General features: G+C 63.4%; 14 protein-coding genes, 1 tRNA gene and 1 other RNA gene. All 16 read right to left on the reverse strand.

From position 1 onward, the window contains the following. Nucleotides 1-15: 15 nt before the first annotated feature. Nucleotides 16-1863 carry an NADH-quinone oxidoreductase subunit L gene (gene nuoL, locus AC3WR3_RS09560; protein ID WP_319912432.1) on the reverse strand — a complete coding sequence of 616 codons (1848 nt, stop codon included), beginning with the start codon at nt 1861-1863 and terminating at the stop codon, nt 16-18. After that, nucleotides 1860-2168 (reverse strand): NADH-quinone oxidoreductase subunit NuoK, encoded by a 309-nt coding sequence (gene nuoK, locus AC3WR3_RS09565; RefSeq protein WP_005314891.1) that lies wholly within the window; start codon nt 2166-2168, stop codon nt 1860-1862. Before nuoK ends, nuoL begins: the two co-directional genes overlap by 4 nt. Then, complete coding sequence (gene nuoJ / locus AC3WR3_RS09570; RefSeq protein ID WP_139434264.1) at nt 2165-2716, reverse strand: NADH-quinone oxidoreductase subunit J; 552 nt, start codon at nt 2714-2716, stop codon at nt 2165-2167. Before nuoJ ends, nuoK begins: the two co-directional genes overlap by 4 nt. A 9-nt stretch (nt 2717-2725) precedes the next feature. Further along, on the reverse strand, nt 2726-3268 hold the full coding sequence (gene nuoI, locus AC3WR3_RS09575) for an NADH-quinone oxidoreductase subunit NuoI (protein WP_025327221.1): 543 nt from the start codon (nt 3266-3268) through the stop codon (nt 2726-2728). 7 nt (nt 3269-3275) lie between these two features. Beyond that, a complete protein-coding gene (nuoH, locus tag AC3WR3_RS09580; RefSeq protein WP_025327220.1) occupies nt 3276-4244 on the reverse strand; it encodes an NADH-quinone oxidoreductase subunit NuoH in 969 nt (322 codons plus the stop codon). Next, nucleotides 4241-6970, reverse strand: coding sequence for an NADH-quinone oxidoreductase subunit NuoG (gene nuoG / locus AC3WR3_RS09585; RefSeq protein ID WP_492291741.1), 2730 nt, complete (start codon nt 6968-6970; stop codon nt 4241-4243). The genes nuoH and nuoG overlap by 4 nt, the downstream gene beginning before the upstream one ends. A 58-nt stretch (nt 6971-7028) precedes the next feature. Further along, nucleotides 7029-8414 carry an NADH-quinone oxidoreductase subunit NuoF gene (gene nuoF / locus AC3WR3_RS09590; RefSeq protein ID WP_319912430.1) on the reverse strand — a complete coding sequence of 462 codons (1386 nt, stop codon included), beginning with the start codon at nt 8412-8414 and terminating at the stop codon, nt 7029-7031. After that, the gene (gene nuoE / locus AC3WR3_RS09595; RefSeq protein WP_236661542.1) at nt 8411-8950 is read right to left on the reverse strand and encodes an NADH-quinone oxidoreductase subunit NuoE; all 540 of its coding nucleotides are present in this window, start codon (nt 8948-8950) and stop codon (nt 8411-8413) included. The genes nuoF and nuoE overlap by 4 nt, the downstream gene beginning before the upstream one ends. Before the next feature lie 72 nt (nt 8951-9022). Next, a complete protein-coding gene (gene nuoC / locus AC3WR3_RS09600; protein WP_492291742.1) occupies nt 9023-10828 on the reverse strand; it encodes an NADH-quinone oxidoreductase subunit C/D in 1806 nt (601 codons plus the stop codon). A 2-nt stretch (nt 10829-10830) separates the two neighbouring features. Further along, on the reverse strand, nt 10831-11505 hold the full coding sequence (locus AC3WR3_RS09605; RefSeq protein ID WP_025327215.1) for a NuoB/complex I 20 kDa subunit family protein: 675 nt from the start codon (nt 11503-11505) through the stop codon (nt 10831-10833). Between the two features lie 29 nt (nt 11506-11534). After that, entirely contained in the window at nt 11535-11939 is a 405-nt protein-coding gene (locus AC3WR3_RS09610) for an NADH-quinone oxidoreductase subunit A (RefSeq protein ID WP_042652373.1), read from the reverse strand. A gap of 258 nt (nt 11940-12197) precedes the next feature. After that, on the reverse strand, nt 12198-13076 hold the full coding sequence (locus tag AC3WR3_RS09615) for a MotB family protein (protein WP_041204280.1): 879 nt from the start codon (nt 13074-13076) through the stop codon (nt 12198-12200). Beyond that, the gene (locus AC3WR3_RS09620; protein WP_025327212.1) at nt 13051-13809 is read right to left on the reverse strand and encodes a flagellar motor protein; all 759 of its coding nucleotides are present in this window, start codon (nt 13807-13809) and stop codon (nt 13051-13053) included. The genes AC3WR3_RS09615 and AC3WR3_RS09620 overlap by 26 nt, the downstream gene beginning before the upstream one ends. A 334-nt stretch (nt 13810-14143) precedes the next feature. Continuing rightward, entirely contained in the window at nt 14144-14836 is a 693-nt protein-coding gene (locus AC3WR3_RS09625; protein ID WP_342058328.1) for an alpha/beta hydrolase, read from the reverse strand. A gap of 284 nt (nt 14837-15120) precedes the next feature. Then, nucleotides 15121-15249: non-coding RNA, RtT sRNA (locus AC3WR3_RS09630), on the reverse strand. A 57-nt stretch (nt 15250-15306) separates the two neighbouring features. Next, nucleotides 15307-15394 (reverse strand) — tRNA-Ser (locus AC3WR3_RS09635). Nucleotides 15395-15466 lie beyond the last annotated feature (72 nt).

The following is a 15466-nucleotide window of genomic DNA, read 5'->3' on the forward strand; positions in this document are numbered from 1 at the left end:
TATTGGGCTCATGGATCAGCCGAGCAGCAGCAGGGCCAGGATCAGGGCGGCGCCCATCCCCATGGAGGCGGCGTACCAGCGCAGCTTGCCGGAGACTGTCCAGGCCAGCAGCTGGTGACCCCCCTGGGCCAGCACGGCGGGCAGGTTCATCATCCGATCCAGCGGGTCCTTGCCGAGCAAGCGGGTTGTCAGCAGGTAGGGCTTGACCCAGATCCAGTCATAGAGCCAGTCAAAGCCCCAGGCATTGAACCAGAGGGTGCTGAGCGCGCGGCCGGCGGCACTCTCGGCGATCCCCTTCGCCAGGCGACGTTCGCCGAGGAACAGGAAGGCGGCGAGCGCAATGCCTGCCACAGCGATGACGCCGGAGAGGATCTCGAGGCTGTGGCGTCCCTCTTCAATATGATCCCCCGGGCCTGCCGGCAGTACCCCGGCGAGCGGCGGCACTATCAGGGCACCCACACCGGTGGAGAGCACCAACAGCACCAGCAGCGGCAGCTGGTGGGCCAGGCCGTGGCCTGCGTGGGCCTGGGTCTGCTCCTTGCCGTGGAAGGCGATGAAGATGAGGCGGAAGGTGTAGAGGGAGGTCAGGAAGGCCCCACCCAGACCGGCCCACAGCAGGGCGCTCTGGCCACTGGCCTGCACCTGCCAGAGGATGGCGTCCTTGCTGTAGAAGCCGGCGGTGACCAGCGGCAGCGCGGCCAGGGCCGAGCCCCCCACCAGGAAGCAGGCATAGACCAGCGGCAGGCTCTTGCGCAGGCCCCCCATCTTGAAGATGTTCTGCTCGTGGTGGGTCGCGACTATCACGGCACCGGCGGAGAGGAACAGCAGCGCCTTGAAGAAGGCGTGGGTCATCAGGTGGAAGATGGCCCCTTCCCAGGCACCGACCCCCAAGGCCAGGAACATGTAGCCTATCTGGCTCATGGTGGAGTAAGCCAGGATCCGCTTGATGTCGGTCTGCACCAGGGCGGCAAAGCCTGCCAGCACCAGCGTGATGGCACCGACCAGGGCCACCAGATGGAGGATCTCCGGGGCCAGCAGGAAGAGGCCGTGGGTGCGGGCGATGAGGTAGACACCGGCGGTCACCATGGTGGCCGCGTGGATCAGTGCCGAGACCGGGGTCGGGCCCGCCATGGCGTCTGCCAGCCAGGTCTGCAGCGGCAGCTGGGCGGACTTGCCGACCGCGCCGCCGAGCAGCATCAGGCAGGCGAACGACAGGGCAGGGGAGCCCTCGGCAAACATCGCGGGGGCACGCACCAGCAGCTCGTGGATGTTGAGGGTGCCGAGCTCGCGGTAGAGCACGAACAGCCCGATGGCGAGGAAGACGTCGCCGACCCGGGTCACCACGAAGGCCTTGAGGGCGGCGGCCCCGTTGGCCGGGTTGCGGTAGTAGAAGCCGATCAGCAGGTAGCTGCACAGCCCCACCCCTTCCCAGCCGAGGTAGACGAACAAGAGATCATCGGCCAGCACCAGGAACACCATGCTGGCGATGAAGAGGTTGGTGTAGGTGAAGAAGCGGGAGTAGCCCTCTTCCCCGCGCATGTACCAGGAGGCGAACAGGTGGATGAAGAAACCCACCCCGGTCACCACCCCGAGCATGGTGAGCGACAGTCCATCCAGCGCCAGACGGAAAGTGGGGGTGAAGCTGCCCACCGACATCCACTGCCACAGGGTCTGGGTATAGACGCCGCCCTCAGGGGTGTGATTGAGGAAGTCGAACCCGACCCAGAGGGTGGTCAGGGCCGACAGGCCTATGCTGCCGACACCGATGAGTGCCGCGCTGCGCTCGCCGAGACGGCCGATGGAGAAGGCCAGCAGCAGCCACCCCAGCAGGGGGAACAGGAAAGTCAGGTATAGGAGGCTCATCCGCGCATCTCGCTCACAGTGTCCACGTTCAGGGTGTGGTAACGACGATAGAGCAGCAGTAACAGGGCGAGGCCGATACTGGCCTCCGCTGCCGCCAGAGAAATCACCAGTATGTACATGATCTGGCCGTCGGCCTGGGCCCAGCGGCTACCCGCCACCACGAACGCCAGCGCGGACGCATTCATCATGATTTCGATACTCATGAGGATAAACAGCAGGTTGCGGCGGATCAGCAGACCGCACAAACCGATGCAGAACAGGATGGCGGCCAGCAGCAGACCGTGTTCCATTGGGATTCCATTCATGACTGACCTCCTTCCTGGGATGGGCGAGCTGTGGGTTTGGGGACGGAGAGCACTTCCCCGCTCTTGTCTTCACGGCCAAGGTGATAGGCGGTGACCAGACCCGCCAGCAGCAGGATGGAGGCGAGCTCCACCGCCAGCACATAGGGGCCGAACAGGGCGATGCCGACCTCCTTGGCGCTGACATCGGTCAGTCCGAGTTCACCGCCGGTGACCCCGAGAATGCCATGGGCCAGGAAGCCGAGCAGGATGAGGGAGAGCAGGGCAGGCCCACCCCAGGTCATGGGGGTGAGCCAGTTGCGCTCCTGATCCTGGGCGGACCCCAGGTTCAGCATCATCACCACAAACACGAACAGCACCATGATGGCGCCGGCGTAGACGATCACCTGCAGGGCGCCTGCGAAGGAGGCCCCCAGGCAGAAGAAGATCATGGCCACGGCGATGAGGGAGATGATGAGATTGAGCAGCGCATGCATGGGGTTGCTGGTGCTGATGACCCGCAGCGTGCTGTAAACGGCGACCAGGGCCGCGGCATAAAATGCCAGTTCCATGATTGACTCCTAGGGCAGCAGGCTCTTGACATCGATGGGCTTGGCTTCGTTCTCGGCATCCCCTTTGGGCTTGCCGTCGATGGCCATCCCGCTCATGCGGTAGAAGTTGTAGTCCGGGTATTTGCCGGGGCCGCTGATCAGCAGATCTTCCTTCTCGTACACCAGATCCTGGCGGCGATACTCCCCCATCTCGAAATCCGGCGTCAGCTGGATGGCGGTGGTGGGGCAGGCCTCTTCACACAGGCCGCAGAAAATGCAGCGGGAGAAGTTGATGCGGAAGAACTCCGGGTACCAGCGACCGTCGTCCCGCTCCGCTTTTTGCAGCGAGATGCAGCCGACCGGGCAGGCCACGGCGCACAGGTTGCACGCCACGCAGCGCTCGTCACCGTCCGGATCCCGGGTCAGTACGATGCGGCCACGGAAACGGGGGGCGGCATAGACCTGCTGCTCCGGGTAGTTCAGGGTCTCGCGGGGGCGCCAGGCATGGGAGAAAACCATCCCCAGACTGCGCAGTTGGGTGCCAACACCCTTGATAATGCTCGTAATTTTCATTGGTGCCTCACTGCACGTTCATAAGCACGACGGCGCCGGTTACCAGCATGTTGAGCAAGGTAAGCGGTAAGCAGACTTTCCAGCCAAAGGACATCACCTGGTCAAAACGCGGGCGGGGCAGGGAGGCCCGCAGCAGGATGAAGAACACCATGAAACAGGCGGTCTTCAGGGCAAACCAGATGAAGGGCGGCAGCCAGGGGCCGTGCCAGCCACCGAAGAAGAGGGTCACGATGAGGGAGGAGATCAGCACTATGCCGATGTACTCGCCCACGAAGAACAGACCCCACTTCATGCCCGCGTACTCGATGTGATAGCCGTCGGCGAGCTCCTGCTCGGCCTCCGGCTGGTCAAACGGGTGGCGGTGGGTGACGGCAACCCCGGCAAACAGGAAGGTGATGAAGCCCAGGAACTGGGGGATCACGTTCCACAAACCGGCTTGCGCTTCCACTATATCCCGCAGGTTGAAGCTGCCGGTCTGGATGACGATGCCCATGAGCGACAGGCCGAGGAACACCTCGTAGGAGAGGGTCTGGGCCGAGGCGCGCAGGCTGCCGAGCAGGGAGTACTTGTTGTTGCTCGACCAGCCGGCGAACAGCACGGCGTAGACAGCAAGCCCTGCGATGGCCAGGATGTAGAGCAACCCCACGTTGAGATCCGCCACGCCCCAGGTGGGGGTGATGGGCACCACCGCAAACGCCAGGATGAAGGCGGTAAAGGCGATGATGGGGGCCAGCACGAAGATCCGGCGATCCGCGAACGGCGGGATCCAGTCCTCCTTGAAGAACATCTTGACCATGTCGGCCGCCAGTTGCAGCAGGCCGAAGGGGCCCACCCGGTTGGGGCCGTACCTGTCTTGCCAGAGCGCCAGCAGACGGCGCTCGATGAAGCTCATGAAGGCGCCAGCCCCCACTATCCCCACCAGCACGATCAAGGCTTTGCCTACCTCCAGCAACAGATCGATCAGCTCATTGCTCATGCGATGGCCTCCTGCAAGTCAGTCACATAGGCCTGGTGCAGCGCGGTTGGCAGACCATGGGCCCCCAGGGGCAGGCCGAGCAGGCCTGGTGCCAGCCGCTCGCTGATCCGCAGGCGCAGCCGCCAGTGGTGACCCCCCCAGGAGAAGGCCACCAGATGGCCGGCATGAAGGGCCAAACGGGCGGCGTCGGCCGGGTTCAGCACCAGCTCGGGGTCCCCCATGCGGGCCTGGATGACGGGGCTGCGCGCGGAGAGCTCGTCGCCACCGAACAGCTGGTCATAACTGACCACCTGCAGGGCTGTTTCTGCCCTGAAGGGGGCGGGAATGGTGTCGAACCAGCCGAGGGACTCGCTGCCTGGCTCCAGCAGGCGACGACCGGGATCGCCGGCCCGCAGGTTGCCACCCACCTCGTCCTGGAACTTGTTCCAGGCAGAGGGGGAGTTCCAGCCCGGTGCCCAGGCGAACGGCACCTGTTGCAGGGGCTGGCGGGCGCCGGCATAGCCTTCCATGGAGAAGGCGAACGGGGAGTCGGGATCTTGCGCCACACGGGGCTCGCTCACGTTCTGATCCGCCAGCATGGAGGTGCGGCCGCTGTAGCGGTGCGGCTCGCGAGCGAGCTTCATGCCGCGGATGCGCAGACCCGCGTTGGGGGCGGCTTCGCGCATGGTGACCAGCAGCGGGGCCGAGGCGGCGCAGGCTGCACTCACCTCGTCGAAGGTGCTCCAGCGCGGGGACTTGCCGTCCAGCATGCCTTGCAGCGCGGCCAGCCAGCGCCAGCCTTCGCGCACCTGAATGTCGGCGTCGTAGAAGGCGGGGGCATAGACCTGGAAGAAGCGCTGGGCGCGGCCTTCCATGTTCACCACAGTGCCATCGGCCTCCGCGAAGCTGGCGGCAGGCAGCACCAGGTGGGCCTGCCGGGCGGTGCCGGTGTCCTGATGATCCACCACCAGCAGATGCTGCAGGCGCTTGATGGCGGTATCGACCCGGTTGCGGGGGGCGCGGCGATAGAGATCGTTCTCCAGGGTGATCAAGGCAAGGGACTCGCTCCCTTCGATGCGCTCGAGGGCGGCTTCCAGCGGGGCGGCGTTGCCGGCCAGCATGGCCAGCCCCAGGCTGTTGGCCTCCTGGGCCACCAGTGCCAGCTCCACGGCCTGGCCGCGACCCTTGAGGGCGTGGGCTATGTTGCTGGCCGCCTCGATCAGCGCCTGGTTGCGGGCACCATTGCCTGCGATGATGAGGGGCTTCTTGGCATTGCCAAGCAGCTCGGCCCAGCGGCTGGCTTGGGCCAGCTGATCGGCGCCCAGATCCTGCGGGGCAGGGGCCAAGCCGTCGAGCAGGTGGGCGATGGCAAAGCCGAGGCGGGCCTGATCGGCGTGGGGGGCGTGCAGTGTATCGGCGGCCACGTCGTCGAGACGGGTCTGATCCAGGCTGGTGATGAGCAAGGGGTAGCGCTCATTCTGAGCGAGCGTCTGCACCGCGGCGACCTGCCAGAGATCCACCTTCAGCTTGCGGGCTATTTCGCGTCCCTTGCCCTTGACCGCCTGGCGCAGGGCCAGGGCGATGCGGGCGGCGGTCTGGGTGACATCTTCACCCAGCACCAGCACGGCGTCGGCCTCTTCCATGTCCCTAAGGCTGGGGGTACGTACCCCACCCTGATGCAGCACATGCAGCATCTTCTGCAGGCAGGCCCATTCGCTCTGCTCGACGCCTGCGTAGAAGTTGGCGGCGCCCACCAGCTCGCGCAGGGCGAAGTTGCTCTCGAGCGAGGCGCGGGGCGAGCCGATGCCGATGATGCCGCTTGCGGTGCGCAGGGCATCGGCGGCGCGGTTGAGGGCGCCATCCACCGTGATGGCCAGCTTGTCATTGCCATCCTGCAGCAGGGGTTGGCGCGGGCGGTCGGCCTGGTTGACATAGCCGTAACCGAAGCGGCCACGATCACAGAGGAAGTAGTGGTTCAGGGCGCCGTGGAAGCGGTTCTCGATGCGGCGCAGCTCGCCATAACGCTCCCCCGGGCTGATGTTGCAGCCGACGGAACACTGCTGGCAGATGCTGGGGGCGAACTGCATGTCCCACTTGCGGTTGTAGCGCTCGGAGTGGGTCTTGTCGGTGAAGACGCCGGTGGGGCAGACCTCCACCAGGTTGCCGGAGAACTCGCTCTCCAGGGTGCCATCCTCGACCCGGCCGAAGTAGACGTTGTCGTGGGCGCCGTAGACTCCCAGATCCTCGCCGCCGGCGTAATCCTTGTAGTAGCGCACGCAGCGATAGCAGGCGATGCAGCGGTTCATCTCATGGTTGATGAAGGGACCGAGATCCTGATTCTGGTGGGTGCGCTTGGTGAAGCGGTAGCGGCGGCTGTTGTGGCCCGTCATCACCGTCATGTCCTGCAGGTGGCAGGCGCCACCCTCTTCGCACACCGGACAGTCGTGGGGGTGGTTGGTCATCTGCCACTCCACCACCGTCTTGCGAAACTCCTTCGCCTCTTCGTCCTCGATGGAGATATAGGTGCCATTGGTGGAGGGGGTCATGCAGGACATGACCAGGCGGCCGCGCTTGTCGTCGGCATTCTGGTACTGTTTGACCGCGCACTGGCGGCAGGCGCCGACGCTGCCGAGCGCCGGGTGCCAGCAAAAATAGGGGACGTCCAGACCCAGCGACAGACAGGCTTGCAGCAGGTTGTCTGCCCCGTCTACCTCGAACTCTTTACCGTCTACATGAATGGTTGCCATACAACTTCCCTGAAACCTGTTTTGTGAAATCGGCTATTGCCCGATGCGTCCTGGCGTATTACCAGCGCTCGCCCAGCAGATTGGGCTGGATACCCTTGAACAGCTTGTGATTGTCATGGGGGGCCTTGACCCCGGCCTCGAACTCGGACCGGAAGTACTTCATGGCACTGCCAAGGGGTTCGACGGCGCCGGGGGCATGGGCACAGAAGGTCTTGCCTGGCCCCAGGAAGCTGACCAGCTGCTCCAGGGTGGCGAGATCCTCGGGTTGGCCTTCGCCACGCTCCAGGGCCCGCAGGATCTTGACGCTCCAGGGCAGGCCGTCGCGGCAGGGGGTGCACCAGCCGCAGGATTCGCGGGCGAAGAACTCCTCCATGTTGCGCAAGAGTCCGACCATGTTGATGCTGTCATCCACCGCCATGGCGAGGCCGGTGCCCATGCGGGTGCCGACCTTGCCGATGCCGCCTGCATACATCTGGGCATCCAGGTGCTCGGGCAGCAGGAAGCCGGTTCCGGCGCCGCCAGGTTGCCAGGCCTTGAGGCGATAGCCGGCCTTCATGCCGCCTGCGTACTCTTCGAATAGCTCGCGGGCGGTGATGCCAAACGGCAGCTCCCAGAGACCGGGGTTGTTCACCTTGCCGGAGAAGCCCATCAGCTTGGTGCCGTGATCTTCCGAGCCCGGCAGCGCCAGCCCCTGATACCAGGGGACGCCGTTGCCGATGATGGCGGGCACGTTGCACAGGGTCTCGACGTTGTTGACGCAGGTGGGCTTGCCCCAGACACCGGAGACGGCGGGGAAGGGGGGTTTGGCCCGCGGGTTGGCGCGCCGTCCTTCCAGGGAGTTGATGAGCGCCGTCTCTTCGCCACAGATGTAGCGGCCGGCGCCGGTGTGGACGAACAGCTCGAAGTCAAAACCCGAGCCCAGGATGTTCTTGCCGAGCAGCCCCGCGGCCTTGGCCTCTTCCACCGCGCGGCGCAGGTGGATGGCGGCATCCACGTACTCGCCGCGCAGGAAGATGTAGCCGCGATAGGCCTTGAGGGCCCGGGCACTGATGATCATCCCCTCGATCAGCAGGTGGGGCAGTTGCTCCATCAGCAGCCGATCCTTGTAGGTGTTCGGCTCCATCTCGTCGGCGTTGCAGAGCAGGTAACGGATGTTCATGCTCTCGTCCTTGGGCATCAGGCCCCACTTCACCCCGGTGGAGAAGCCGGCGCCGCCGCGCCCCTTGAGGCCGGCGTCCTTGACGGTGCTGACGATCTCATCCGGGCTCATCTGGCCCAGTGCCTTGCGGGCGGCCTCATAGCCTTGCTTGGCCTGATACTCCTCCAGCCACACCGGCTGGCCGTCATCCCGCAGCCGCCAGGTGAGGGGATGGGTCTCGGGGGCGCGGGGGACGCGGTTGGCGGTGCCGAGGGAGGCGAGTGTCTTGCCTGGCTGAATGCTCATGGGTAAGCCTCCAGGGTTTTCAGCAACGTCACCGGATCGAGTCCGCCATAGGTGTCGTCATCGATCATGATGGCCGGCCCCTTGTCGCAGTTGCCGAGGCAGCAGACCGGCAGCAGGGTGAAGCGGCCATCCGGGGAGGTCTGACCGGGGGCCAGATTGACGACCTCTTTCAGACCGGCCAGCAGCTGCTCGTGGCCGTTGATGTAGCAGACCATGCTGTCGCAGACGCGGATGATGTGGCGACCCACCGGCTGGCGGAAGATCTGGCTGTAGAAGGTGGCGACCCCCTCCACGTCGCTGGCGGGGATGCCGAGTTCGGCACCGATGGCGTGAATGGCGCCGTCGGGCACCCAGCCGCGGGCCTGCTGCACTATCTTGAGCGCTTCTATGCTGGCGGCACGGGGATCTTCGTAGTGGTGTTTCTCATGTTCGATGGCATCGCGCTCAGCCTGGCTCAGGACGAAATCGCCCTGTTTGCTGCTGCATGCCCCTTGCCCTTGGGGGGTCTGGTTATTGTGACACTGACATTGGCTCATGACTTGACCTTTTGTGGCTTTTCCCTTTACTGCGCGTCTTGCCCTTCGCCCCGTCTGCCGGGGCGAGAGGACTCAACGATCCACATCTGACATAACGAAATCGATACTGCCCAGGTAGACGATGAGGTCCGACACCATCTGGCCGCGGATCACCGAGGGGATCTGCTGCAGGTGGGCAAAGCTCGGGGTCCGGATCCGGGTCCGGTAGCTCATGGTGGAGCCGTCGCTGGTCAGGTAGTAGCTGTTGATGCCCTTGGTCGCCTCTATCATCTGGAAGGACTCGGCGGCCGGCATCACCGGGCCCCATGACACTTGCAGGAAGTGGGTGATCAGGGTCTCGATGTCCTGCAGGGTGCGCTCTTTGGGTGGCGGCGTGGTGAGCGGGTGATCCGCCTTGAAGGGCCCCTCCGGCATGTTCTTCATGCACTGCTCTATGATGCGCATGCTCTGGCGGATCTCCTCGATGCGCACGGTGGCGCGGTCGTAGGCATCCCCGTTGCTCCCCACCGGCACCTCGAACTCGAACTGATCGTAGCCGGAATAAGGGCGCCATTTGCGCACGTCGAAGTTGAGGCCGGTGGCCCGCAGACCGCCCCCCGTGGTGCCCCAGGCGAGCGCCTGCGCCGTGTTGTAGGCGGCGACGCCTATGGTGCGACCGCGCAGTATGCTGTTGCGCATGGCGGCCTTCTCATACTCCATCAAGCGCTTGGGCAGCCAGCTCAGCAGGTTGTCCTGGATGAGGCGGGCCCAGCCGGTGGGCAGATCGTGGGCCACGCCACCGATGCGGAACCAGGCCGGGTGCATGCGGGCGCCCGTGATGGCCTCAATGATGGTGTAGATCTTCTGCCGGTCGGTGAAGGTAAAGAAGACCGGCGTCATGGCCCCCACGTCCTGGATGTAGGTGCCAAGGAACAGCAGGTGGCTCTGGATGCGGAACAGCTCCGCCATCATCACCCGGATCATGTCGACCCGGTTGGGTACCTTGATCCCCGCCAGCTTCTCGACCGCCAGCACATAGGGCAGGTTGTTCATCACGCCGCCCAGATACTCGACCCGGTCGGTGTAGGGGATGTAGCTGTGCCAGGACTGGCGCTCGCCCATCTTCTCGGCACCGCGGTGGTGATAGCCGATGTCGGGCACGCAGTCGCGGATCTCCTCCCCGTCGAGCTGCAGCACCAGGCGGAAGGCGCCGTGGGCCGAGGGGTGGTTCGGGCCGAGGTTAAGGAACATGTAGTCCTCGTTCTCGTTGCCACGGGCCATGCCCCACTCTTCGGGCTTGAACAGCAGGTTGTCCTGCTCCTGATCCTGCTTGACCGCATCGAGCATGAAGGGATCGAACTCGGTGGCGCGGGCCGGGTAGTCCTTGCGCAGCGGGTGTCCCTGCCAGCTCTTGGGCATCATGATGCGGGTGAGATGGGGGTGACCGTCGAAGGTGATGCCCATCAGATCCCAGACTTCCCGCTCGTACCAGTTGGCGTTGGGGAAGTGGCGGCTGACGGTGGGCAGGTGCAGATCGCTCTCCATCAGCGGCACCTTCAGCATCACGTCAGCGTTACGGTCGATGGAGATGAGGTGATAGAAGACGGTGAAGTCGCTGCCCGGCAGGCCGTGACGGTGGCTGCGCATCCGCTCGTCGGTGGCGCTGAGATCAAACAGCATCACGAAGGGGGAGGGGAGCTTTTGCAAAAAGCCCATCACGTCCAGCAGCAGATCGCGGGAGAGCCAGATCACCGGCACCCCGGTGCGGGTGCTCTGCACCGTGAAGCGCTCGGCACCGAAGTGGGCGAACAGCTCGCCGACCACCTGGGCATCGGCGTGATCCGCCATCTGCCCCTGGGCCATGGTGTAGTTGCTTGGGAATTCTCGAGTCAGTTTCATGGTCAGATCTCATCCGGCGTGCGCAGGTTGGTGACTTGGATGCGCTCTTCCCGCTTGCGATCCTTCTCGGCCTGCATCTGGGGACGGTAGATCCCCTGATCACCCACCACCCAGGAGAGGGGACGGCGCTCCTTGCCGATGGAGTCCTGCAGCAGCATCAGGGCCTGCAGGAAGGCTTCGGGACGGGGCGGGCAGCCCGGGATGTAGACGTCGACCGGCAGGAACTTGTCCACCCCCTGCACCACGGAATAGATGTCATACATGCCGCCCGAGTTGGCACAGGCGCCCATGGAGATGACCCACTTGGGTTCGAGCAGCTGTTCATAGAGGCGCTGGATGACGGGGGCCATCTTGATGAAGGGGGTCCCGGCGATCACCATGAAATCCGCCTGACGGGGCGAAGCCCGGATGACTTCGGCGCCGAAGCGGGCCACGTCATGGGGGGAGGTGAAGGCGGTACACATCTCCACATAGCAGCAGGAGATGCCGAAGTTGTAGGGCCAGAGGGAGTTCTTGCGGCCCCAGTTGACGGTGTCTTGCAACACCTCTTCGAGGCGCCCGATCATGATGCCGCGGGTCGCCTGCTGCGCCAGCGGGTCATCGACGGTCTGGCGCTGTTCCTGGGGGTAGCGCTCAACGGGCGCATCCGGGTCAATCCGGGTCAGGGTGTACTTCATGGTGCAACCTCAAAGGGATAATCGGTAAATCAGTCTGGCTTCTTGTCAGTCAGGACGCGTTTCTTCGGGGCCCAGTCGAGGGCACCGATGCGCCACAGGTAGATGAGGCCTACCAGCAGCAGGGTGATGAAGATGGTGGCTTCGATGAAACCGACCCAGCCGCTCTCCCGAACGGAGACGGACCAGGCGAAGAGATAGAGCGCCTCGACGTCGAAGATGACGAAGAACATGGCGACCAGGTAGAACTTGGCGGAGAAACGCAGACGGGCATTGCCGACGGACTCGATGCCCGATTCGAAGGGCCTGTTCTTGGCACGGCCATAGGCTCGTCCCCCCAGCAAGGCCGCGACGCCTATCATGGTCAGGCAGATGCAGATGGCCCCAATGACGTAGACAGCAAAGGCCCAATGCTGGACAGCAATATCAGCAAACATAGGTGTTTTCCCTAACCGAATTAATCATGTGACTTAACAAGGATGCTACGTATTATGCCAGTTCCATACTGATTTACATGTCATTTCAAAGGATTAATTATTAATCAACGGGAGGAAAATCGCGTTTTGCTAGCGGGGTCAATTTTCTCATTTGAGAATCATTTTCAATTGCTTTTACCCGGCAGGGAAAACAGCCGATCTGCTTGAGAAATAAACTAATCGGCAAAACGAAAGACCCCGCATGGCGGGGTCTTTTCATCAAGGGGCGAGGAGGGGGAGGGCTTGTTCAGCCGCCTTGCCCTGGGAGAGCACTATCTCCACCCGGCGGTTGGCCTGGCGATGGGCCGGGGTGTCGTTGGCAAAGCGGGGCTGGGTGTCTGCCACGCCCTGGGCGATGACGCGCCGCGAGTCCAGCTTGGGGTTGGTGAGCAGGGTATGGACTATGGTGGCCGCCCGCAGCACCGACAGTTCCCAGTTGTTGCGATAGAGCTCCACCGGCGCCTGGGAGTTGTCGGTGTGGCCGGTGACCACCACCATGCCCGGAATATCGGCCAGCACGTCGGAGACCTTGTTGACCAGGGGAATGAACTGGGGCTGCAGGAAGGCCGAATCGGCCGGGAACAGGGTCTTCTCGCCGATGCGGATCACCAGCTGACTGCCGAGCTGCTCCACCTCGATCTCCTGGGATTCAATCTGGCTCTTGAGCTGCTGCTGCAGTTTTTGCTTGGTGACAGTGGCCCAATCCTGCTCCTTGGTCTTGTGCGGCCATGACTCGGTGGCGCTGGGCTTCTCCGAGGCGCCTATGGTCTCGTTGAAAGGGTCGGCCGCGGCGGCCGGGCTCTGGGTGTCCAGCAGCTCCTCCTTCTGGGAGGTACCCGGCGTGGTCTTGGATTCCGGCTCCAGGATGCCCGTCCCCCCCTGCATCACGGGAGAGCCAGCGGGCAGAGAGATGAGGCCTATCTTGCCAAGAGACTCGATAAAGCCCTGGATCAGCACCCGGGTCTCCGATTGCTTGGCCATGGCGAAGGAGTAGAGCACCACGAACAGGGCAAACAGCAGGGTCATGAAGTCGGCATAGGAGACCAGCCAGCGCTCATGGTTCTCCGGTGCTTCAGCCTTTTTCTTTTTCGCCACCATGGCCTCCGAGGTAGGGTTCAAGGGTCACTTGCAACCGCTGTTGTGACTCGCCGTCCACTATGCAGAGGATGCCGGTCAGGGTCATCTCCTTGTAATGGCGGATCTGGTGGGCGAAGCCCTTGTAGCGGTTGCCAAAGGGCAGGAAGATCAGGTTGGCGGCGCCGACCCCGTAGATGGTGGCGATGAAGGCCACCGCGATGGCGCCACCGAGCTTGTCCGGCGCATCCAGCAGCCCCATGGCGTGAATGAGGCCGAACACGGCCCCGACTATCCCCATGGTCGGGCAGTAGCCCCCCATGGCTTCGTAGAATTTGACGGTCTGCTCGAGATCTTCCTGCTCGAACTCGATCTCGTTTTCCAGCACCTCGTGGATCTTGGTCTTCTCGTAGCCATCCACCATCATCTGCACCCCTTTTTTCAGGAAGGGATCCTTGATGTCATCGATCATCCCCTCCAGTGCCAGCATGCCGCTGCGCCGGGCGTTGCCTGCCAGGGTTTCCAGCAACTGGGCCTGCTCCAGCATGTCGAGGCGCAGGGGAGAGATGAGCCACTTGAAACGCTTGAAGGTCTTGCCGACCACGGAGAAGGGGAATTGGGTCAGGGCGGCACCCACTGTGCCCCCGATCACGATGAGAAAGGCGGGGAGATCGAGCAGGGCGCTGGGGTGTCCCCCCTCGATGATGTTGCCACCCAGGATGGCAGCCAGGGCCAGCAGCAAACCAATAAGACTCATCTATCCATATCCCTATGCGTTGTGTGTGGCTAGTGTAGTCATTTAACTATCAGTTTTTCAAAATGAAATCCAATCGATGAGCAATATCGGACGGCTCGGAATCATGAACTTGTCCCTCCTGTTTCGGCCAGGATGGCGGGATCATGAGGACCTTGATGGGGCGAGCGGTAGTGTGCGTTTGATACCAGTCATTGAGGAAGAGGCCCTGATGGGAGAGCGGGCCAAGGGGGAGAGGTTGAAATCCGGCGAGCGACCCGGTCAGCCTGGGAAGCCTGTCCGTGCCAGTGGATCCCCGAGGCCCCTTACGGCGCCGCGGGGATGACGCAGATCTCCTTCAATCAGCCTGGCTGGCCGCCTCCGCGATGAGGGAGGCTATCTCGTCCGCTCGCGAGGCGAGGGAGGCGTGGCTGGCCGCCAGCGTCACCGTCTTGCGCGGTGCGATGCGTGACGCCATTTTCTGCTGATTGTCCGGGTGGATCATGCGGTCTTCGCTGGATATCTGATACCAGCTTGGTTTTTTCTTCCAGGCCGGCGCCGTGATGTTGTTGCCAAAGGTGCCCCCCAGCGGCGCCTTCTGGGTCACCGCCATCACCAGAGCCTCCTCCGGGGTCAAGTCCTGGCAGAAACTCTCGTGAAACTTGTCCGCCACTATCCAGAGATAGCCGTCGCTGTCGGGCGCTATGTTGGCCATGGCTGCGGGCGGCAGGCTCTGGGTGAGGGCGCCCGGACTTTCACCGGCATCCGGGGCGAAGGCGGCGACATAGACCAGGCCGATCACGTTGGGCAGGTTGCCCGCCTCGGTGATGACGGCTCCACCGTAGGAGTGGCCGACGAGCAGCACGGGGCCGCTCTGCTGGGCCACCATCTTGCGGGTTCGCTCGGCGTCGTCGGCCAGGGAGGTGAGGGGCAGCTCAACCGCCTTCAGTTTGGTGAAGCCCCGCCGTGATAACGCCACTATGACCTTGCCCCAGTGCGCCGCGCCGCCCCAGAAGCCGTGCACCAGGACTATGGTGGGTTGCTCGCTCATCGCTTTATCTCCTGTTGAATAAAGATGTGATTGCCAGGAGCCAGCCGGGCTGATGCCGAAGGCTTCCCTCCATGGGCGACCAATAGCATAGCTCCTGGACGAACCCCCATCGGCTTGCCTAAGGAGATCCACCACGGATGGCGTCTTGGGAAGGGGGTTGGCTAAGGCAGAGAGAAGCAGAGAGCGGGCAGGGAAGAGGAGGGGAATACGAGCCGGGGAAGGTGTCGATGTCAGCGAACAGCCGGAAAGCAAAAAACCGACCCTGAGGTCGGTTTCTTATAATTTGGCGGTGAGGGAGGGATGATTTGCCACTGCGTGGCTCACCCCTTCGGGGCGGCCTCTGGCCGTTCATCGCAGTAAGCTGCTCTGCTCGAGCCCGACGAGGCTTCTCACCCTCCCTCCATCGGCATCGGGTGTTGTTATGCCACCAGATGCAAAAAAACCGACCCTGAGGTCGGTTTCTTATAGTTTGGCGGTGAGGGAGGGATTCGAACCCTCGATACGTTGCCGTATACACACTTTCCAGGCGTGCTCCTTCAGCCACTCGGACACCTCACCAAATTTTCGACTGCTGTTTAACGTGTTCAATCACCACGTCGTTCGCTGCGCCGTTGCGCTGGAACGGGGCGT

This window comes from Aeromonas sp. EU05-FHT14A05, assembly GCF_058791175.1.